This window comes from Candidatus Persebacteraceae bacterium Df01 (assembly GCA_030386295.1).
GTDB lineage: Bacteria > Pseudomonadota > Gammaproteobacteria > Tethybacterales > Persebacteraceae > Doriopsillibacter > Doriopsillibacter californiensis.
In genome coordinates, this window is the sequence record JANQAO010000002.1 from 22061 (window position 1) to 43118 (window position 21058).

Annotated in this window: 16 protein-coding genes, 2 tRNA genes and 1 pseudogene; 15 read left to right on the forward strand and 4 right to left on the reverse strand. The window is 46.7% G+C overall.

Features of this window, described 5'->3' with window-relative positions; all coding sequences use genetic code 11:
* The first annotated feature begins 134 nt into the window (after nucleotides 1–134).
* The 8 genes from NQX30_03230 to NQX30_03265 all read left to right on the forward strand — a co-directional run bounded on the left by NQX30_03230 (nucleotide 135) and on the right by NQX30_03265 (nucleotide 10416).
* Nucleotides 135–1181, forward strand: coding sequence for an AI-2E family transporter (locus NQX30_03230; protein ID MDM5147385.1), 1047 nt, complete (start codon nucleotides 135–137; stop codon nucleotides 1179–1181).
* Nucleotides 1159–2202: a quinone-dependent dihydroorotate dehydrogenase gene (locus NQX30_03235; GenBank protein MDM5147386.1), complete on the forward strand. Its 1044-nt coding sequence runs from the start codon at nucleotides 1159–1161 to the stop codon at nucleotides 2200–2202. The genes NQX30_03230 and NQX30_03235 overlap by 23 nt, the downstream gene beginning before the upstream one ends.
* A 151-nt stretch (nucleotides 2203–2353) precedes the next feature.
* A complete protein-coding gene (gene leuS / locus NQX30_03240; protein ID MDM5147387.1) occupies nucleotides 2354–4969 on the forward strand; it encodes a leucine--tRNA ligase in 2616 nt (871 codons plus the stop codon).
* 10 nt (nucleotides 4970–4979) lie between these two features.
* Nucleotides 4980–5369: a hypothetical protein gene (locus NQX30_03245; protein MDM5147388.1), complete on the forward strand. Its 390-nt coding sequence runs from the start codon at nucleotides 4980–4982 to the stop codon at nucleotides 5367–5369.
* The gene (gene holA, locus NQX30_03250) at nucleotides 5366–6343 is read left to right on the forward strand and encodes a DNA polymerase III subunit delta (GenBank protein MDM5147389.1); all 978 of its coding nucleotides are present in this window, start codon (nucleotides 5366–5368) and stop codon (nucleotides 6341–6343) included. Before NQX30_03245 ends, holA begins: the two co-directional genes overlap by 4 nt.
* The gene (locus NQX30_03255) at nucleotides 6340–7584 is read left to right on the forward strand and encodes a glutamate-5-semialdehyde dehydrogenase (GenBank protein MDM5147390.1); all 1245 of its coding nucleotides are present in this window, start codon (nucleotides 6340–6342) and stop codon (nucleotides 7582–7584) included. The genes holA and NQX30_03255 overlap by 4 nt, the downstream gene beginning before the upstream one ends.
* Nucleotides 7585–7590: 6 nt before the next feature.
* Nucleotides 7591–8955 carry a Trk system potassium transporter TrkA gene (gene trkA, locus NQX30_03260; GenBank protein ID MDM5147391.1) on the forward strand — a complete coding sequence of 455 codons (1365 nt, stop codon included), beginning with the start codon at nucleotides 7591–7593 and terminating at the stop codon, nucleotides 8953–8955.
* Nucleotides 8956–8961: 6 nt separating this feature from the next.
* On the forward strand, nucleotides 8962–10416 hold the full coding sequence (locus NQX30_03265; protein MDM5147392.1) for a TrkH family potassium uptake protein: 1455 nt from the start codon (nucleotides 8962–8964) through the stop codon (nucleotides 10414–10416).
* A 36-nt stretch (nucleotides 10417–10452) separates the two neighbouring features.
* Here the strand turns inward: NQX30_03265 and NQX30_03270 are convergent.
* Nucleotides 10453–10526 (reverse strand) — tRNA-Val (locus tag NQX30_03270).
* 14 nt (nucleotides 10527–10540) lie between these two features.
* A tRNA-Leu gene (locus NQX30_03275) sits at nucleotides 10541–10627 on the reverse strand.
* 176 nt (nucleotides 10628–10803) lie between these two features.
* On the opposite strand from NQX30_03275, the gene NQX30_03280 reads away from it, so the two are divergent.
* From NQX30_03280 to NQX30_03310, 7 genes and pseudogenes are all read left to right on the forward strand, one after another.
* Nucleotides 10804–11757, forward strand: a complete 954-nt coding sequence (locus NQX30_03280; GenBank protein MDM5147393.1) for a LysR substrate-binding domain-containing protein — start codon at nucleotides 10804–10806, stop codon at nucleotides 11755–11757.
* Nucleotides 11758–11829: 72 nt separating this feature from the next.
* The gene (tig, locus tag NQX30_03285; GenBank protein MDM5147394.1) at nucleotides 11830–13206 is read left to right on the forward strand and encodes a trigger factor; all 1377 of its coding nucleotides are present in this window, start codon (nucleotides 11830–11832) and stop codon (nucleotides 13204–13206) included.
* Between the two features lie 2 nt (nucleotides 13207–13208).
* Nucleotides 13209–13859 carry an ATP-dependent Clp protease proteolytic subunit gene (locus tag NQX30_03290; GenBank protein ID MDM5147395.1) on the forward strand — a complete coding sequence of 217 codons (651 nt, stop codon included), beginning with the start codon at nucleotides 13209–13211 and terminating at the stop codon, nucleotides 13857–13859.
* Nucleotides 13843–15054: pseudogene (clpX, locus tag NQX30_03295) on the forward strand (ATP-dependent Clp protease ATP-binding subunit ClpX). The gene NQX30_03290 and the pseudogene clpX overlap by 17 nt, the downstream one beginning before the upstream one ends.
* Before the next feature lie 187 nt (nucleotides 15055–15241).
* The gene (lon, locus tag NQX30_03300) at nucleotides 15242–17668 is read left to right on the forward strand and encodes an endopeptidase La (GenBank protein MDM5147396.1); all 2427 of its coding nucleotides are present in this window, start codon (nucleotides 15242–15244) and stop codon (nucleotides 17666–17668) included.
* Nucleotides 17669–17809: 141 nt separating this feature from the next.
* Nucleotides 17810–18655, forward strand: coding sequence for an RNA polymerase sigma factor RpoH (gene rpoH / locus NQX30_03305; protein MDM5147397.1), 846 nt, complete (start codon nucleotides 17810–17812; stop codon nucleotides 18653–18655).
* A gap of 11 nt (nucleotides 18656–18666) precedes the next feature.
* Nucleotides 18667–19353 (forward strand): 2,3-bisphosphoglycerate-dependent phosphoglycerate mutase, encoded by a 687-nt coding sequence (locus tag NQX30_03310; GenBank protein ID MDM5147398.1) that lies wholly within the window; start codon nucleotides 18667–18669, stop codon nucleotides 19351–19353.
* 12 nt (nucleotides 19354–19365) lie between these two features.
* Here the strand turns inward: NQX30_03310 and nth are convergent, their stop codons facing one another.
* Together nth and NQX30_03320 are read right to left on the reverse strand one after the other, a co-directional pair.
* The gene (nth, locus tag NQX30_03315) at nucleotides 19366–19998 is read right to left on the reverse strand and encodes an endonuclease III (GenBank protein MDM5147399.1); all 633 of its coding nucleotides are present in this window, start codon (nucleotides 19996–19998) and stop codon (nucleotides 19366–19368) included.
* Between the two features lie 48 nt (nucleotides 19999–20046).
* Nucleotides 20047–21006: a hypothetical protein gene (locus NQX30_03320; GenBank protein ID MDM5147400.1), complete on the reverse strand. Its 960-nt coding sequence runs from the start codon at nucleotides 21004–21006 to the stop codon at nucleotides 20047–20049.
* Between the last annotated feature and the right edge of the window lie 52 nt (nucleotides 21007–21058).

A 21058-nucleotide genomic window follows, 5' to 3' on the forward strand; every position in this document is an offset into this window, starting at 1 on the left:
CTACCTGAAGGGATATAGCGTACACCATTAACTACATAATTGAGTACGCGCATTGGGTTTGCTATGCTCCTGTTGTTGCCGCTGGGAAATGATAGAATGCCATCAACTTAACAAAATACTACAGCGCCGCCAATATGTTTGAAAAAATCAGCCACTGGCTGCACAACACTTTTGACAATACCGACATTAACAAGTTGCTGGTAGTGTTTGCAACGGCTTTTGTTTTCTTATGGTTTTTTTCCCGTGAAATCGCGCCTTTTCTTGGCAGTATACTGATTGCTTATCTGCTAGACGGATTAGTACAACGCTTGGAGCGGCGAGGTCTTGCGCATACTCTAGCGGTATCATTAATAGTGCTGGTTACCGTGCTGCTTGTCTGCCTGTGCTTTTATCTGTTACCAATATTTTTATTGCAATTGCGGGGAGCTGCCAATGACATGCCTAACGCTGCCATCGTTTTGACGGAATTGACGGAAACCATCAACTCCTTTTTGCCCGCCGACATGGCGTTAGATACCACAGAAATTAACAACAACATTAGCAGTCTTATCCGTGCCTCCGGCAAATTTTTATTGGACAATACGCTGGGTTTCGCTGTCAATTTATTTTCATTGTTTTTATATTTGGTATTGCTACCGCTGCTGGTATTTTTCTTGCTCAAAGACAAAAATATATTACTGGTTTCAGTAAAAAAATATTTCCCATCCTCTCCAATTTTTGGCGAACTGTGGGAAAGTGTGGACGAACAATTTGGCTCCTATGTACGCGGCAAATTAATAGAAGCACTAACTATTGGCACGCTGTCATTAGCGGCTTTTCAGTTGTTTAGTTTAAGCTATGCTTTTTCTCTGGCGATTATCGTCGGGCTATCAGTGTTTGTGCCTTTTGTTGGCGCAATCGCCGTGACTATCCCAGTAGTAGCACTCGCTTATTTACAGTTTGGAACTAGTTCCGATTTTTTCTGGATTATCGGACTATATGGCATTATTCAAACTTTTGACGGGCAAGTACTGGTACCCTTGTTGTTTTCAGAAGTAGTAAAATTACATCCAGTCGCCATTTTTGCTTCCATTATTTTTTTTGGCAATCTATGGGGAGTGTGGGGCGTGTTTTTTGCTATCCCACTGGCTTCGCTCATCAAATCGGTACTCCTCGTGATTGACGCCCGTCGAGTTGTATAGCGCTTTTCGCCCCTTATTGTTTGCCTTACCGCCGGAAACGGCGCACCGGTTGGCGATTCATTCTTTGCGTACGCGTGCCGCATTGCGACCGTTATCTTCCCCGTTGACAGTGCTACCACGACAGGTGATGGGGTTGGATTTTCCCAATCCCGTGGGACTAGCCGCTGGTTTTGACAAAGATGCCGCCGACACCGATGCCCTGGCAACACTGGGATTTGGCTTTCTTGAAGTAGGAGCCATCACACCCAAACCGCAGCTGGGCAATCCATCTCCACGATTGTTTCGACTACCGCAGGCGAGAGCATTGATTAATCGTATGGGATTTAATAATTGCGGTGCTGAAGCGGCAGCGCAACATTTATCGCACCGCCGAAACCGCTGTATCATTGGCATTAACATTGGCAAAAATGCCACCACACCGCTGGAAAACGCGCTTGATGATTATCTTTATTGCCTACGCTCTTTATATGTACAGGGAGATTTTTTTACGATTAATGTATCGTCCCCCAACACACTCGGACTCCAACAACTACAACAGAAAGATTCGTTAACTCGCCTTCTGAGCGCACTAGTCACGGAGCGAGATGCGCTGACAAAGCAACACGGCAAACGGTCGCCATTGGCAGTAAAACTATCTTCGGACTTGGATGAAACTGCATTGCAAGATGCCGCACTTGCCGTACGGGAATCTGGCGTAGACGGTGTGATTGCCACTAATACAACCAGCGAGCGCCCCGCAGCAATAAAACATTTAGCTGGTGCCAACGAAACTGGCGGGCTGTCAGGGCAACCACTGGCCGCGCGAGCAACGGCAATGATAACCTCCTTGCGTACACTGTTGCCGAAAAAAACAGCAATTATCGGTGTGGGTGGTATTTTTAGCGGTGATGATGCACGCGAAAAATTATCTGCCGGCGCCGATTTAATACAAATATATACCGGATTAATTTATGAAGGTCCTTGCCTACCCTGCCGCATTTTGGCGGAATTAAAAACACATCCACCAGCGCCCACCACATAACAAACACTACGGCACAACTTATTTAATAAATTGGATTGAACCTCGGCAAAATTAAAAACGCTGCTAGAAGTCACATTGCCGACAGGTGGACTGGGAATGTAATGTTTTTTCTTGACTTTTAGGCGTCACGCCGGCGGCGTATAATTTAACAATGGTTTCGGTCGCTAATAATTATCCTTTTGCTGATGTAGAAGCCCGTGTACAAAAGCGTTGGGAAAACTCAAACGCCTTTGCTACCGACGAAAAAACGGACGCGCCCAAATTTTATTGTTTGTGCATGTTTCCTTATCCGTCAGGACGGCTACACATGGGACACGTGCGTAATTACACCATCGGCGATATGATTGCCCGTTACCGGCGTATGTGCGGTTATAACGTGATGCAGCCTTGGGGCTGGGATGCTTTTGGTATGCCAGCAGAAAATGCCGCCATTAATAATTCCATTGCTCCCGCCATCTGGACAAAACGTAATATTGATGAAATGCGGATACAAATTAAGCGCTTTGGATTAGCCGTTGACTGGCAACGCGAATTTGCCACTTGCGATCCAGAGTACTATCGCTGGGAACAGCAATTATTTGTACGCTTATTCAAACAAGGCTTGGTGTACAAGAAAAAATCAACCGTCAATTGGGATCCGGTAGACAATACCGTACTGGCCAATGAGCAAGTAGTAGACGGTTGCGGCTGGCGTTCCGGAGTACCGGTAGAACGCCGTGAAATACCAATGTATTTTATGAAAATTACCGATTATGCCGATGAGCTATTAGAAGAAATTAATCAGTTGGAAGGCTGGCCCGAGTCGGTTAAAAGCATGCAAAAAAACTGGCTGGGACGTTCTGAAGGCGCACATATTAACTTGAAATTAACAGACGGTCAGGTGTTGCAAATATTTACCACCCGACCAGATACTATTTTTGGCGCCACATTTTGTGCAGTAGCACCAGAACATCCGTTAGCGCAGGCGGTAGCCGAAAGCAACCCCAAAATTGCCGACTTTATCTCCCGCTGTAAACGCTTGGCAGTAAGCGAAGAAGCCATTAACAAAGCTGACAAAGAAGGATTGGACACCGGTTTACGAGTGCGACACCCTTTTGTTGAGCGTGAGCTGCCTGTATATGTTGCTAATTTTATTCTTATGCAGTACGGTACCGGCGCCATTTATGGCTGTCCCGCGCACGACCAACGCGATTTAGATTTTGCACGATCAAAAAATTTGCCAGTAATTCCGGTTGTTCTACCACCCAAAATTGACGAAAAAGATTTTTGTATTGGTAACGAAGCCTGCACTACTGACGGCACAATGATTAATTCTGATTTTTTAAATGGGATGGACAGTGTGCAAGCAAAAAATCAGGTGATTGACCGATTAGCTGCTAACGGCGAGGCACGGCGCGATGTGCAATACCGCTTGCGCGACTGGGGAGTTTCACGGCAACGGTACTGGGGCTGCCCGATCCCGATAGTGTATTGTGACTCTTGTGGCGATGTTCCAGTACCGGAAAAAGATTTGCCGGTACTGCTACCACATAATGTAACCATTGACGGGCAGGGTTCGCCATTAGCAAAAATGGAGTCGTTTACCCACTGTGCTTGTCCGGCTTGCGGCAAGGCAGCTCGGCGTGAAACCGATACGCTGGACACTTTTGTAGAATCATCATGGTATTTTGCCCGATTTGCTAGCCACGATTGCGATGATGCTATGATAGACGAGCGCGCCGCGCATTGGATGCCTGTAGACCAATATATAGGCGGCATTGAACATGCCTGTTTGCATTTGCTGTATGCGCGCTTTTTTCACAAACTTATGCGCGACGCTGGTATGTATCCGACGGCAACTCGCTACAACGAACCGTTTAATAATTTACTGTGTCAAGGTATGGTTCTCAACAGTGCTTACTATCACAACAACGGCACTCAGCGACAGTGGGTGGCGCCGTCCGACGTATCATTAAAAACAGATTCCAAAGGAAAAGTTTTAGCAGCTTATGATATCAACGGTAATACATTACACAATGCCGGCAAAATCAAAATGTCCAAATCGTTTAATAATGGTGTAGACCCAGAACAAATGGTGAGTACCTATGGTGCCGATACAGCACGGCTGTTTGTGCTCTTCAATGCACCACCAGAACAATCGCTAGAGTGGTCAGACGACGGATTACGCGGCTGTGCTCGCTTTTTGGGGCGTTTATGGAACGCAGTACATGAATTACCCACTGGTAGTAACGAGCAGGCTAAAGATGAAGATACCGTTATTGCTTCAACACAGCGACGGCTACACCAACTGCTCGCTAAAGCCAACTACGACATAAATCGCTTGCATTTGAATAATATTCCGTCCGCTGCCATGTCAATGACGAATGAACTGCAAAATGCCAAAGCAGTCATTAACGACGGTACGGGGGCTTCTCTTGCTGGCGTCAAATTTTTACGAGAAGGGTATCTTCTAGTGTTACGATTACTGGCGCCGGCAGTACCACATATCACGCAAGCGTTGTGGGAATATTTAGGTAAGGATGGACTGATTGCCAATGCCGAGTGGCCACAAGCCGATCAAACTCTGCTTGCCTACGCCACACAAACATTAGTAGTACAAGTCAATGGCAAACGACGTGGCCAGATTGAAGTGCCTGCTGACGCAGGAGAAGAAGATATTACCGCTGCAGCACGCGATGTGCCAGCAGTAACTACTGACATTGCCGGCAAAGGCGCGGCACGAAAAACAATTATCGTGCCCGGACGCATTGTTAATTTTGTTATTTAGGCGCCTAAGCTTGGCAGCGGCATTATTATTGTGCGCTTGCGGCGCGCCATTAGCAATGGCGCCGGTAACATTACAAAGTGAACAACAAGTGTTACGTATTGCCGCGGAGGATAAACTTGACATTACCGAAGGAGCTCCAGTATTACACCTGCATGAAAGCATTTCTCACACTATCGAATCAACAGGCAGTGATGGTGCCGTCAGCGCATACAAAGTGCGTTATCAATTGAATTATCAACTGGCAACCAATCCGTCACGGAATCTTGTACTAGAAGAAGTCGTGCTACATGATGAATCAAAATATTTGGCTGGACGCATTGCCCGCACTGATGCCGCCAATCGATTGCGTCAACAAGCGCTGAGTCAAATACGTTATATTCTCGTCAACCAAAAGCTGTGAAAAGCGCTGACATTATCCGTGGGATAAAAACTGCACCGACAGTGAGCGTAGTGTACGGCGATGAACCACAACTCATTGAAGAATTTCGTTCCGCCGTTAAAAATGTGACTCAAGCTGCTAACGTAGAGCGCGCGGATTGGGAAACATTATCAGATTCTCCCATTATGGAAGAACGCGGTAGCAGTTTATTTGGTAACGGCTCCTGTTTGTACGACATCGTTGGTCACGGCGCACCAAGTGTTAAAGCGGCGACGGCGGTACTCAAGTTGGCGCGTCGTATGAAGCCGCCAGATATACTCATCATTGCGGCACATCATTTGGAGCGAAAACACTACAAAGCGGCATGGTTACGTGATGTATCTGCACTCGGATGCAGCGTGTGCGCCAAACGACTGAATGCCAGCGAAACGGCAATGTGGTGCCGCCATTGGGCAGAAGGATACGAGCTCAATATAGAAGAGGAAACATTGCAATGGTTGGCTTCCCACACCGAAGGTAATTTAGCCGCTGCCAAACAATGCCTACTCAAAATGCAGTTAGCCGGAGACAAACCGGATGCAGCGCAGATGGCTGATGCACTATCTGATGGAGCACGTCATAACGTATTTAACTTGATAGATGCAGCGTTGGCTGGGCACGGGCGGCGGGCATTATCTATTTTGAGTTTTTTGCTAGAGACACAGGAACCACCGCCACTGATTTTGTGGGCGACAGCCAATGCCTTACAAAGTATATTAACTGTCAAAAAAGGCGGCACGCCAGCGTGGGGACTACCAGCACAAGACATCCGTGATATTGCGCGGCGTACCAGCGAAAACGAAGTGACCTGGCTATTACGTTGTGCTGCCACCGCCGATCGCACGATTAAGGGAGTCGGAGATGGGGAAATAAAAATTCAGTTAATGAATTTAATTGTCGGACTGGCGGCATTGAGGCGCGGCATTAAAATAGGCGTTCCCAACGTGTTGTTATGAATACCGCTGCCGCCATTGCTACCGCCTCCAAAGCAGCCGCCCCACATATCGCCAAAGCTAAGACAGCCGCCAAAAATACTGCTTTACTAGCGCTGGCTGCCGAACTGCGGGCGCAAGCAAACGCCATTGTCGCAGCTAATGGCAAAGATATGGCGGCTGCCGCTAAATTGCCTACCGCACTCAAAGATCGCCTACTATTAGATGAAAATCGCATTCAAGCCATGCTCACGGGTATTGAAACGATCACTGCTCTACCCGACCCTATCGGTGAAATTAATAATATGCGCATGATGCCGTCGGGCATTCGCGTTGGGCAAATACGAGTACCATTAGGTGTAATTTTTGCCATTTATGAGTCGCGTCCCAATGTGACCGCCGACATTGCCGCACTGGCAATTAAATCCGGTAACGCTGTAATTTTACGCGGCGGCAAAGAAGCTAACCATAGCAATATTGCAATTGGCACTTGTGTGCAGGCAGCATTAAAGCATGCTGGTCTACCGCCAGATACGGTGCACGTAGTGAGTGATACCGCGAGATCATTGGTGGACAAGTTACTGGTCAGTGACGGCATTGATCTAGTTATCCCGCGCGGCGGACGCGGTTTGATTGAAACAGTTACACAAAAAGCACGGATGCCGGTACTCAAACACCTGGAGGGAAATTGTCATGTGTATGTAGATTCGCAAGCAAACATGACTCAGGCATGCGACATTGTCATCAATGCCAAAACGCGCCGCTATGGTGTGTGCGCCGCTGCCGAAAGTCTTCTCGTACACAAATCAGCAGCAGCAACGTTTTTACCGGAGATTAGTACCGAATTGCTAGAACGCGGTGTTGAATTACGCGGTTGTGATACAACTCAGAAAATCATTGGCTCAGACAAGTGTCAAACAGCAAGTGAGGATGATTGGCGAACGGAATACCTCGCACCCATCATCAGCATTAAAGTCGTTCCCTCACTGGCAGCAGCCATTACCCACATTAATCAATTCGGCTCCGGTCACACCGATACAATCGTGACTGATAGCGTGGGTGCGTGGCAGCAATTTATGCGCGAAGTGGACTCCAGCTCAGTGATGCTTAATGCGTCAACCGCCTTTGCCGATGGCGGCGAATACGGATTGGGCGCCGAAGTCGGAATTTCCACCGACAAATTCCACGCTCGCGGCCCAGTGGGTTTGCGCGGTCTAACTTGTGAAAAATATATTATCATCGGTGATGGCAGTGTCCGCGCCTAGCCTACCGTGAATATTTTAATACTCGGCTGTGGGCGAGTGGGCAGAGAGACCGCCAGGGCCTTAGTGCGAAATAATTGCAATGTGACAGTGGTTGATCGCAATCAAGAACGCTTACTAGATTTGCAAGCTTCTCACGATTTACGTACCGTCAACGGAAATGCCGCCGATCCCGCAGTATTACGCCGCGCTGATGGTGAAAACGCCGATATTGTTATCGCCGTAACCTCTATTGACGAAGTTAATTTGGTGGCTTGCCGACTGTGCTCATTACTATTTAACACTCCAAAAAAAATCGCCCGCGTGCGTAGTAGTGCCCTCAACAATGATGATATTGCAAGCAAAGATGGTTTTGACATTAGCCGCATTTTTTGTCCTGAACAAATCGTCGCCGACACAATTTGCAACACTATCAAACATCCTGGCTGTTTATCAGTGCATAAATTTTCCGACGGTCAGGCGGTATTAGCGGTAATTCGAGTATCTTCCGACGGCGACATGGCTGGCGAGACAATTAGCTCCATTCGGGCGCAAATGCCAGAAGCCGATTTTCGCGCGGTGTCCGTGTACCGCGACAACGGCATGCTCATACCCAACGGCAGCACTCGTCTATTTGTTGGCGATGAAGTGTCGGTGATGGTCGCCGAAGACGATTTAGACTCGCTGCTACCGATGTTAGCTGGAGATGGCGGTAATAGCCGCGTAATTATTGCTGGTGGCGGCGATATTGGCGCTCGTGTGGCTTCCGAAGTTGAGAAAAGCAGCAACGTTAAAGTAATTGAATTGTCACAAGAGCGCTGTCAGCACTTATCTGAACAGCTATCCAACTCATTAGTACTCAACGGCAGTGCCTCTGACGAAAGTCTGTTGCGGCAAGAAAATATTGAAGATACCGATATTTATTGCGCGCTTACTAATGACGATGAGGAAAATATTCTTTCCTCTATGCTGGCCAAGCGGTTAGGCGCTAACAAAGCAATGGCACTGGTCAATCGTCCGGCATACGTAGACATTCTTGTCCGCTTGCTGGATACGGTAGTGTCGCCTTCAGAATTATCCATCGGCGCGATTATTGCCCACATTCGTCTAGGCGATGTAGGCGTAGTACATTCCTTACATCATGGTGCTGCCGAAGCACTGGAGTTGGTCATTCATGGTGACAAAACAACTTCACCCGTTGTTGGACGAGAAATTTCGGATATTGACTGGCCGGAAAAAGTTATAGCTGGAGCAATTATTCGTGGTGAACGCATCATTGTTGCTCACGATCACACCGTGCTGCAATCCGAAGACCGCATTATCGTTTTTGCCGCTGGTGACAAGGCGGTGCGGCAAGTGCAAAAATTGTTGCAAGTGCGCGTGAGTTTTTTCTAAGTCGTCATGCGTCGCTTTCTTGCTTTGGCTGGGCGGCTGGGGCGGCTGTTTGCTTTTTTCGGCCTGCTGATGAGTCTTCCGGCGCTGGTATCATGGGCGTACGACGATGGGTTGGAATTAATATATTTAACGCGTGCAGCGGCCGTGTTTGTCGGAGGCTTAGGACTAGCGGCACTAGGGGCGCGTCACCGCCGTCGCATGACTCTGCGCGACGGTTTTTTGCTAGTAGCATTAGTCTGGATACTATTACCTGCATTGGCTACACTACCGCTGCTAGCAGCATTACCGTCACTGTCATTTGTTAATGCCTATTTTGAAAGCGCCTCAGGACTAACCGCCACCGGTGCTACAGTGCTGACAGGGTTAGATGATTTGCCTCCATCACTCAATTTTTGGCGCGCACAAATGATATGGCTTGGTGGCATGGGGTTGATTGTTTTGGTAGTAGCGGTACTACCGTTTCTCGGTGCCGGCAGTAGCGTGATGATGCAAAATGAATTACCCGGACCAATTAAAAATGAACGATTACGCCCGCAAATTACTCAAACTGCCAAATTATTATGGTTGATTTATGCCGGTTTTACTGTTCTTTGTGCGCTGGCTTATTGGCTAGCCGGCATGTCGCGGTTAGATGCCGTCATACACGCTTTTACCACGCTAGGGCTGGGCGGCTTTTCATCACACGATGCCAGCTACGGTTATTTTAATTCTCCTCTGATTGAAGGCATTGCAGTAATGTTTATGGTATTTGCCGGAATTAACTTTGCCCTACATTATTCAGCACTAAGCGCAAAAAGTACGCGACCTTACTGGTTTAATTTGGAATGTCGGGCTTATCTTCTAGTAGTGACAGTAGCGGTAACTGTAGTGATAATTTTCTTGCGCCTAAACGGTACTTATGATAATTGGGGAGACGCCCTGCGTTATGGTTTGTTTAATACCGTTTCCATCATCACCACCACCGGCTATTCCAACACCGACTACAATGCTTGGCCGCTGTTTGCGCCGCTACTGATATTAATTTTAGCCAATGTTACCTCATGCAGTGGCTCCACCGGCGGCGGCATCAAAATGATACGAACATTGGTATTGCTGTATCAAACTGAGCCAGAAAGTCGGCGACAACTACACCCACAAGCGTATTCCCAAAACAAGGCTTTTGCTACCGCACCGTCACAGCAAATCACCTCGGTACTGTTTTTTATTTTGGCGTACATTGGCACGGCGGCAGGCTTGATGTTAATTTTAGCTGCTACTGGAATGGATTTTGTAAGCGCCTTTTCGGCAGCGCTGGCAACAATCAGCAACACCGGCCCGGGACTGGGAGAAGTGGGACCGGCATCCAGCTACGCGGGATTAACACCGCTACAAACCGGACTGTGCGCTTTTTCCATGCTTATCGGACGACTTGAGTTACTATCTTTTATCGTACTATTGCGCCGCAGTTTTTGGGTTTATTAGGCACATCAAAATAATTTACCTATCCGACAAATGCGGTAGGCACGACTGGATTCGAACCAGTGACCTCTACCATGTCAAGGTAGCGCTCTAACCAACTGAGCTACGCGCCTGTGTTTTGTGACTTTGGTGCCGAGGGAGGGACTCGAACCCTCACGCTGTTACCAGCACCGGATTTTGAGTCCGGCGCGTCTACCAATTTCGCCACCTCGGCTCGGACACGATTATATCCGAATACGATGGCAGCTCCTGCACTGCCCAAGCAAAACTTTACCTCCTTGACCAACTAATTATTCAACTCACAATACTAGTTATTCAAATTAATGAAGTTCCCACAGCACTAAAATAATTGCGCATATAATGACATGATATCAAACGTAAAATGAGACAATGAATATAAAATTTAGTACGTTGCGGTGTTTAGTCGCTGTTTGTGACAATAAGTTGAATGTGACAGAAGCGGCACGTGAACTTAATACAATGCAACCGCTCGTCAGCAAAAAATTGATAGAGCTGGAAGAAGAGATGGAAAACCCACTTTTTGTCCGCAACGGCAAACGTTTTGTAAGTACTACTAAATTGTGTGACGCCTTACTCGTTGAAGCGCGCGAAATTTTACTCAAGTGTGACAACATCAAAGCACTAAGTGACAGTCATCACAACGACACAATACGTGGCGACATGCGCATCGGCACCACACACACACAAGCGCGTTATATTTTACCGGCCGTGCTGCGGCAGTTTCGCCAAGAATACGCCGATTCACGCATTGAAATTTTGCAAGGAACGCCAATTAACCTCGTCCACATGCTGGAAAACAACCAAGTGGACATGGTAATTTGCACCGAAGCAATGGAGGAAAATTCTGCACTGTTTTCGGTAACCGCCTATGCTTGGAATCGTTCAGTGGTCATGCTCAAAACACATCCACTAGTACAAGAACAAAAAATGACTCTGAAGTGCCTGACTGCTTGGCCAATAGTAACTTATGTACACGGCTTTACTGGACGCCGCGTTTTTGATGCCACTTTTCACAAGGCAGGGCTTATTCCCAACGTGGTTGTGTCGGCGGTAGATTCGGATATCATCAAAACTTATGTGCGTGAGGGCATTGGCGTCGGCATCGTTGCCAACGTTTGTTACCACGAAAAAACAGACCACGACTTGACGTGCTTCCCAGTTTCCCATATATTTCCCGACATGCAGGTACGCATTGCTTATCATCGCGAAAAAATAATCACCCATGCCATGCAACGCTTTATGGTGATTTTTCAAGAACAGGCGACATTTCTTGCACCTCAGTTGGGTGCGTACAAGCCTTTATGCACGGCAAATATTGAGTAGCAGTGTACAATAAATACTAACGCTCTCCAGATTGGTCGGAGCCTATAAAAACACTCTTGGAAATAACTGACAATGAATGACACCGTCGCTACCAATGATGCCACCAATACCGACAATTCCACCGCTGTGGAAAATCCTTTGGAGCGTCACATTACCTATTCTTTTGGCGCAGCAGAAGTAGACGCGGAAGTAGAAAAAAAATTATCACAAATGCGCAAAAAAGCGCGCATTAATGGCTTTCGTCCCGGACATGTCCCATTGAGTCACATGCGCGATCGCTGGGGAGCACAATGTCGCGAAGAAATTTTGACGGATAAGGCCGGCAGTCGCTTTCAAGAAGAAGCCGCAAAATGGGAGGAGCGTGTTGCGTCACGTCCAGCGGTAACACCAGCTACCGTTGCTGTCGCCGACAAATACAATGTGGACTGTCATTACGAAGCGTTTCCAACAATTGAAGCGCCAACACTGGATGGACGTGAGTTGCGCCAAGGAGTGCTAGAAATCGGAGAGCCCGAAATAAATCAGATGATTGAACGGCTTCGCCGCGATGCTGGACACTATCACGTCGTTGAACGAGCAGCACAAAAAAACGATCAATTACAAGTTAACCTCCAAGTTTGGCACGATGATGAATTAGTCGGAGAAAACGCTAAACGCCAATGGATTTTAGGCTCACCCATGCTGCACGGCGAAATAACCACTACCCTTTCCGGCATCGTCAAAGGTGAAACGCGCGATATTCGTATCAAACACGATGACAATCATCCCAATGAAAAAATGCGCGGCATAGAAGAACGCTTGACAGTAACCGTTGAAGAAATCAGCGAATTACATATGCCAGAACAGAACGAAGAATTTTTCTCACGTTTTGGAGTGACCGAAGGCGGCGAAGAAGCGTTTCGCCAGCTGGTAGATACACGTTTACATTCGGAAGTAAAACAGCGGCTAAATGATTACGGTCGCGAACAAACAATGAATTTGCTTATTCAAGCAACTCCCAAATTTGCGTTACCACAATCGCTAGTTAGGGCGGAAATGTCGAACATGTATCAGCAATTACAACAAAACGTCAAAAAACAAAATTTACCCATACCTCCTGATGCACTCCAAAATATTTATATGCAAGCGACACGACGAGTAACACTTGGGCTAATTATGGCTGAATGGCAACGGCGTGAAAACCAGCAAGTCACCGAAGAAGAAGTTAATGCTATTTTGGAAGAAATGGCTGATACTTACGAAGACTCACAAACGTTTAAGACCCATGCGCAGCAAAATGCTCGCTTTATGGAAGGGTTGCGACTGTCAGCGCTAGAAAAAAAGGCCGTGCAGTGGATTCAAGATCGTGTAACCGTTGTAGAAGAACCACTCACTTTGGGACAGTTACTTGGCGATGTTGAAGAAGAATCTCCCGATGATGAAAAAGTATCGTCCACTGCTGAAGCATGAGTATGAATAGAATCACGGATGAATTAACGCCGCCGTCAGGACTGTCTTATGTACCGATGGTAGTAGAACAATCCGGACGCGGTGAACGTGCTTACGATATTTATTCACGTCTACTCAAAGACCGCATTGTTTTTTTGGTGGGCCCAATTGATGATTACATGGCCAATATTATTATTGCCCAATTACTGTTTTTGGAGGCCGAAAATTCCGAAAGAGAAATTCATTTATACATTAATTCCGGCGGCGGTTTGGTAACAGCAGGGCTAGGTATTTTTGACACCTTGCGATATATTAAAAGCCCCGTATCCACCACCTGTGTGGGACAGGCGTGCAGCATGGCAGCAGTACTACTCGCCAGTGGACAAAAAGGTATGCGTCGTATGCTGCCTAATTCACGAGCTATGATTCACCAGCCACTAGGCGGCTTTTCGGGACAAGCAACCGACATCGCCATTCATTCACGTGAAATTTTATCGCTCAAAGAACGGCTTAATTGCATTTTGGCCGACTTAACCGGAAAAAGTAAAAAGCGCATTACCGCCGATACCGAGCGCGATTTTTTCTTTGCCGCTGACGAAGCTGTCACCTACGGGTTAGCGGACGAAGTGGTAACTCCCATCAGTAAAGGAAACACTCGTGAGCGAAAAAAATAAAACCTCCGAAACTGTCGCTTGTTCTTTTTGCGGGAACACCCGCAACGAAGTAGGTGTCATGGTTGCTGGCAATGATGGCGTTTATATCTGCTCTGGATGCATTGACCACTGCCGAACGGCGTTGGATGAACATCAACAACCATCGACAGATAAAAAGAAACTGCCTACGCCCAGCTCCATAAAAGCTTCTTTGGATGAGCACGTTATTGGTCAAGAATTGCCTAAAAAATCGTTGTCCGTGGCAGTATACAATCACTACAAACGGCTATTTGGCAGGCGCGTTGATCGGCAAGTAGAAATTGCCAAAACTAATATTTTATTGATTGGCGAAACCGGCAGCGGTAAAACACTGCTGGCGCAAACCCTGGCTGCTGTGTTGGACGTCCCTATCGTCATTGCTGACGCCACGACATTAACCGAAGCAGGCTATGTTGGCGAAGATGTAGAAAGCATAATCCAAAAATTGTTGCAACGTAGTGATTATGATTTAGAGCGAGCTAAGCAAGGTATTGTCTATTTGGATGAGATAGACAAAATTGCCCGCAAATCAGAAAATGCTTCTATCACTCGCGATGTCTCCGGTGAAGGCGTGCAGCAAGCATTACTCAAGCTGATTGAAGGCACCGTAGCTTCTGTGCCACCGCAAGGTGGCCGCAAACATCCGCAACAAGAATGCATTAATGTAGATACCACACACATTTTATTCATCTGCGGCGGTGCTTTTGAGGGGTTGGAAGATATAGTGCGCCAACGCACTCAACGCGGCGGCATCGGTTTTGGCGTAGAGCCTCCCGACAAGGAAAGTAAAGAAAATTTACTTTCACAAATCAATGGTGACGACCTCACACGCTACGGTTTAATCCCCGAGTTAGTGGGACGACTACCCGTGGTGTCATTGTTGCATTCGCTGAGCGAAGATGATTTGACACGCGTATTTACTGAGCCGCGCAACGCGCTGACTAGGCAGTATGAAGAAATTTTTGCTATGGAAGGAGTCGAACTAAATTTTTCTGCCGATGGCGTTGCAGCAATCGCTGCCGAAGCCAAAGCACGCCGTAATGGTGCCCGAAGCTTGCGGGGCGTGGTAGAAGAAGTATTACTGGACACTATGTACACTCTGCCCGACTGCAAAAATGTACGCCGAGTAACGGTAAATGCAGAGGCGGTGCGGACGCGAGACCCACAGATAACACGTCGTAGCCGCAAAAAAGGTTCGCTGGCTAGCGCCGCCTAAGCGATTGTCGGACGGTTTGTATGTTCTGTTACGAGAACAACGGGCATCTTTTATGAACGCGAAAATTAATAACGGTTGAATTTTGGCAAAACCTCCTTATATACGTAATATACCTATACTCCGTAGAGAACTAAAGAAAGAAACAGTTATGAATGATTTGGAATACAAAAATGCCATGCCAGTGGTTCCATTGCGCGATGTTGTTGTTTTTCCGCGCGTAGTCATGTCATTGTATGTGGGAAGGCAAATGTCGCTGGACGCGCTCAATAAGGCAATGGAAGAAGGCGGCCAAGTATTTTTGGCAACGCAAAAAGTGCCAGAAACAGATGAACCTAAAGGCGATGATCTGCATGACGTAGGGTGTGTTGCCAATGTTCTGCAAATGTTGCGCCTGCCTGACAGCACAGTGAAAGTGCTCGTAGAAGGCATTTCACGTGCCCGTGCCGTTTATATAAAACAGGAAGACAGCGACGCGCTGCTTTCCGAAATCACATTGCTGCCCACGACTAACGCCCCCGAAGAATCGGAAGCTGTTGCCGTACGTCGAGCTCTGATTGGTCAAATCACCTCATATGCTAAGGTTAATTCACGGCTGGGTGATGATCTGCTTGCAAAAATCAAAGAAATTGATGATTTAGGACGGCTGACCGACCACATCATCAGCGCTTTTCCTATCAGCTTGGAAAAACGCCAATTGCTCTTGGAAATAACCGATTTATCGGAACGCATTGACAAACTGCTAGCACATGTAGCGCGCGAAATTGAAGAACAAAAAATTGAACGCAAAATCCGTGGTCGCGTGAAAAATCAAATGGAAAAAAATCATCGCGAATATTATTTACAGGAACAAGCTCGCGCTATTCAACGCGAATTGAGTGACGACCAAAATGCGGAAATGGACAGCCTTAAAAAACGCGTAGGAAACGCCGGTATGAGCAAGCAGGCACTTGAAAAATGCGAACAGGAACTCAAAAAATTAAAATCCATGCCGCCAATGTCAGCGGAAGCTACCGTCACTCGGACTTATTTGGAAACAGTACTGGCTTTGCCGTGGAACAAACGTTCTCCAGTTGGCAATACACCGATTAAAGCACGCAAAATTCTGGACGACGACCACTATGGGCTGGATAAGATCAAAGAGCGTATTGTTGAATACTTAGCGGTACAAAAGCGAATGCCCAACGGCAAGGCGCCGATTTTATGTTTTGTCGGCCCTCCGGGAGTCGGTAAAACATCGCTGGGACGCAGTATTGCTTCGGCAACGGGACGTGTTTTTGGACGAATTTCATTGGGAGGTGTGCGCGATGAAGCCGAAATTCGTGGTCACCGTAAAACCTACGTTGGCTCAATGCCCGGCAAGGTGATTAATGCCATGACCCGCGCTGGTGTTAAAAACCCGATAATTTTGCTTGATGAAATTGACAAAATGGGCTACGACTTTCGCGGGGATCCCTCTTCAGCATTGCTGGAAGTGTTGGATCCAGAACAAAACACCTCTTTTGTTGACCACTACGTAGAAGTAGATTTTGACCTTTCCGAAGTTATGTTCATCACTACCGCCAATAATATGGATATTCCACCCGCATTGCTGGACCGGCTGGAAATTATCCGTTTATCGGGATACACCGAAGATGAACGCGTTAACATCGCACAACGGCACTTAATTCCACGTCAGTTTAAAGAAACCGGCATTGAAGAAGGCGAAGCAGTATTCAGCCGCGCCAGTGTAATAGACATCATCCGCTATTACACGCGCGAAGCAGGGGTACGTGCATTGGAACGCACTATTTCCAAAATTTGCCGCAAAATTGTGCTTCAGTCAGAGCGCGAAAAAGAGAAAAAGCGAGCCGTGCGTCAAAAACGCGTGATTCCGGCAACATTAGAAAAATATTTAGGCGTCCGCCAACATCGTTACGGCTTAACTGCCACAGACAACAAAGTAGGACAAGTAACTGGTCTGGTGTGGACCTCAGTAGGCGGTGATTTACTTTCCATTGAGTCATGTCACTTTACCGGACGGGGAAAAATAATTCGTACTGGCAAGCTTGGGCAGGTATTGCAAGAATCAGTGGACACTGCATTTTCTGCGGTACGCTCCCGTTGCGAACATTATCAAATTAAGCCAGCAACGTGGCGCGATAATGATTTTCACATTCATTTACCCGAAGGCGCGATTCCCAAAGACGGTCCCTCCGCCGGCATCGGCATCGCTACGGCAATATTGTCCACCGTAACCAACGTACCGGTACGCGCCGACACTGCGATGACGGGTGAAATTACTTTACGTGGCGAAGTGCTTCCCATTGGGGGCCTCAAAGAAAAATTGCTAGCGGCAGGACGCAGCGGCATTAAGCGCGTAATACTACCCAAAGAAAACGAAAAAGATTTATCCGAACTGGCTCCAGAGATAAAAAACAAATTTGAAATATGCTTGGTGACATGGGTTGACGAAGTATTTGAGTTGGCGCTGACAGAAAAACCCGCACTCAAAAAGAAAACTCCGGTCAAAAAACGCCGCACTCTAGTGCCGCCTATCGGAAAGTCATCAGATTTACCAAAAGTAATAACGCATTAATAAAAAAATAATCTGATATTTAACATTCGATTATTTTCATCCTTTTTATCTATTTATAGGTCGGCAAAAATTTTGCCAATTCATTTCGCATCGCTTATAATTAGCACTCAACAGTTGAAAGTGCTAATAAGGAGAATTTTTTTGAACATCGTTATCAATCCGTCTTTACCATCCGTTGTCGGCAATCTAGACGCCTATATTCGCAGTGTAAACAGTATTCCCATGCTCAGCGAACAGGAAGAACACCGTTTGGCAATTGCCTACCGAGAGCATAATGATATTCAAGCAGCCCGTCAGCTGGCACTGGCACACTTGAGGCTAGTAATCGCAACAGCACACAGCTACGCCGGTTACGGGCTGGAGCAAAGCGACTTAATTCAAGAGGGCAACATTGGTCTGCTTAAAGCGGTAAAAAAATACGACCCTTTACGCGGAGCACGGCTGTCTACTTTTGCGCTGTACTGGATTCGTGCCGAAATTCACAATTTTATTTTACGCAACTGGCGTATTGTAAAAATTGCCACAACTAAAGCCCATCGCAAGTTATTTTTTAATATGCGAAATTTGTTTAAAAAGAATAAAGATGGCTACTTGCAGGATGCTGCTGAAACAGCTCGCGAACTCGGTGTGACCGCCAAAGACATTTCCGAAATGCGTTCAAGACTGCACAACACCAATGTAGTTAGCATGAATGCTGATGAAAATTCTTCTGGAACCGAATTCACACTGGAAGCGCAAGCAGACAAAGCCGACCCAGAACGCCTACTGATAGAACAAAAAGACGGTGAAACCAATAAAGAAAATGTAACACTAGCATTAGCTGCTCTGGACGACAGAAGCCGCACAATCGTTGAGTCTCGCCATTTACGAGAAAAAGCAACTACATTACATACATTGGCCGCACAATTCAACATTTCCGCTGAACGAGTGCGTCAGTTAGAAGCTCAAGCGCTACAAAAAATGCGCCATTTTTTCCAGACTACCTAACTGGTGCACTGATGAGTGACGCACATTTGGTATTGGTGCGCCACGGACAAAGCGTTTGGAATAAACAAAACCGCTTTACTGGCTGGTACGATGCACCACTGACCGCCTGCGGCGTCAAGGAGGCACAAGCGGTTGCCGATGCACTAATCGCCCATAATATGACTTTTGACTGCGTTTTTACTTCATACTTACAACGTGCTATTCGTACTTTGTGGACAATTCAAGAAAACATGCAACTTATGTGGCTGCCGCTCACAACTGACTGGCGGTTGAATGAGCGGCATTATGGTAATTTGCAAGGATTAAACAAAATCGAAACGATTGCCAAACACGGCGAATCGCAAGTTTATTCTTGGCGACGCAGTTACCATACCTGTCCGCCGCCAACAGAAACCGCTCCCGCCAATGACAACGACCATCGTTATGCCCATGTGCCCGTACCGCAAACTGAAAGTTTGGCAGACACTTTATTGCGCGTAACTGAATGTTATAAAGAAAAAATTCTTCCTCAACTGCAAGCGCGACGAAAAGTTCTGATAGTGGCACATGGCAATTCTTTGCGAGCGCTAGTCAAGTACATTGAAAATATTCCAGAAGAAGACATCATTCATTTAGAAATTCCCACCGGTGGAGCACTAGTATATCGTGTTAATGATAAAGGTGAACCACAAGGAACCGCGACCAAACTCCTTAAATAAACCGCTTGAACACTACAGCGTTTTACTCGGAAAAACGCACCACCGCCGCACCGTACATTCAGTGCACATTGGTTTTCTAGCTTTGCAGACATAGCGACCATGCAAAATAAGCCAGTGATGCGCATTCTGCTTATACGACTTAGGAACCACTACATTAAGCTTGTCTTCCACCGCCCGAACATTTTTACCTGGAGCTAGCCCGGTTCGGTTTGCCACGCGAAAAATATGCGTATCCACAGCGATAGTAGCCTCACCAAACGCCGTGTTAAGCATGACGTTCGCTGTTTTTCGCCCTACCCCAGGAAGTGCTTCTAATTCTTCTCTAGTGCGAGGAACTGTACCATCGTACTTCACTTGTAAAATCTCTGACAATGCCATAACATACCGTGCCTTGGAGCGAAACAAGCCAATCTTGGAAATATACGAAATTAATTTTTCTTCACCCAGTACTAGCATATCCGCAGGAACATTAACCGATGCAAACAACCTCTCAGTAGCGGCGTTCACACTTTTATCTGTCGCCTGCGCCGACAATACCACAGCCACCAGCAGTTGATAATGATTGTCATAATTCAACTCAGTAGTAGGCGTTACTATGTTCCGTTTGAGCTCTTCAAAAAATCGCCGACGGGAAGCAGAACTCATCACACCACTATCCAACATTACTATTCTTGTTCAATTTTTCTACTGTAATTAATCTGGCAGAAACTCTAATTTTGTAATGGGCAATACGCCCGCACTCAACAGTTCACCAATAATTTCATTCGGAGACATCCATGACACAATATCATCGGAACCGTCAATTTTTCCGGATGAGGATGGCGCTTGCACAAAAATATTTTCTGCTAATGTGGATACGGTTATTTTTTCACAGCCACGCACACCAATAGTAGCCGTGTTAATAAAAGGATGTCCATCACGATAATATGCGTTGGCAAACTCGGCAAGATTATCCGCTACCATTGGTACCGAACGGCACTTGCCATTAACGCCTACCGCCCCATAACCATTTCTCCCGTGCGAAAATATCACAAAAGCTGCACCGTTAACTACGCCCGTTGGGCTACCGTTTTTATCTGTCGTATCATATTTAGGAATAATACGTGCTTCTAGCTTCAATTTTTCCGTTCCTGTGTGCACTAAACCAACAAGCAAATTATTCAAATCCTGCTGCGGGCAGTCAGTATTCATGCTTACAGAATTACAAATTAATGCGCCGGTTTCATGCCACGTGCCTCTATGAGAATATAAATAATCAGTGTCAGACAAAGACAACGACAATCTCGGATCAAACATATCCGCGCGGAACGTCTCATCAAAACCAAGCATACCGCTGGAAAAAGCAATATCTACCCGATAGCCAATACGATTACCCCACGGATCTGTTTGCCGGCACATTCCTAGCGTTCTCCACGGCAACAAACCTTTTGACTCTTCGCAAACCATGCTGGTTGTCAGCATAGCAGCACTTACTGTTGTTAAAGAAAAATTTTTCGTGCGGTCTTCATTACCATCATTGTCAATATCCGGACACGGCAAATAAGGTCGTCCAGCCGGAATATCATACGATACACCGTCATAATATGTTAGCGTTCGCTTTTGAGTGCGATTGACGATAGCATAAGAAACAATAGCATTTCGCGCTAAGTTCAATGTCTCATTAACTTCTTGGCGCTCCCTCAATTCAAACCGAAACTGAAATGGC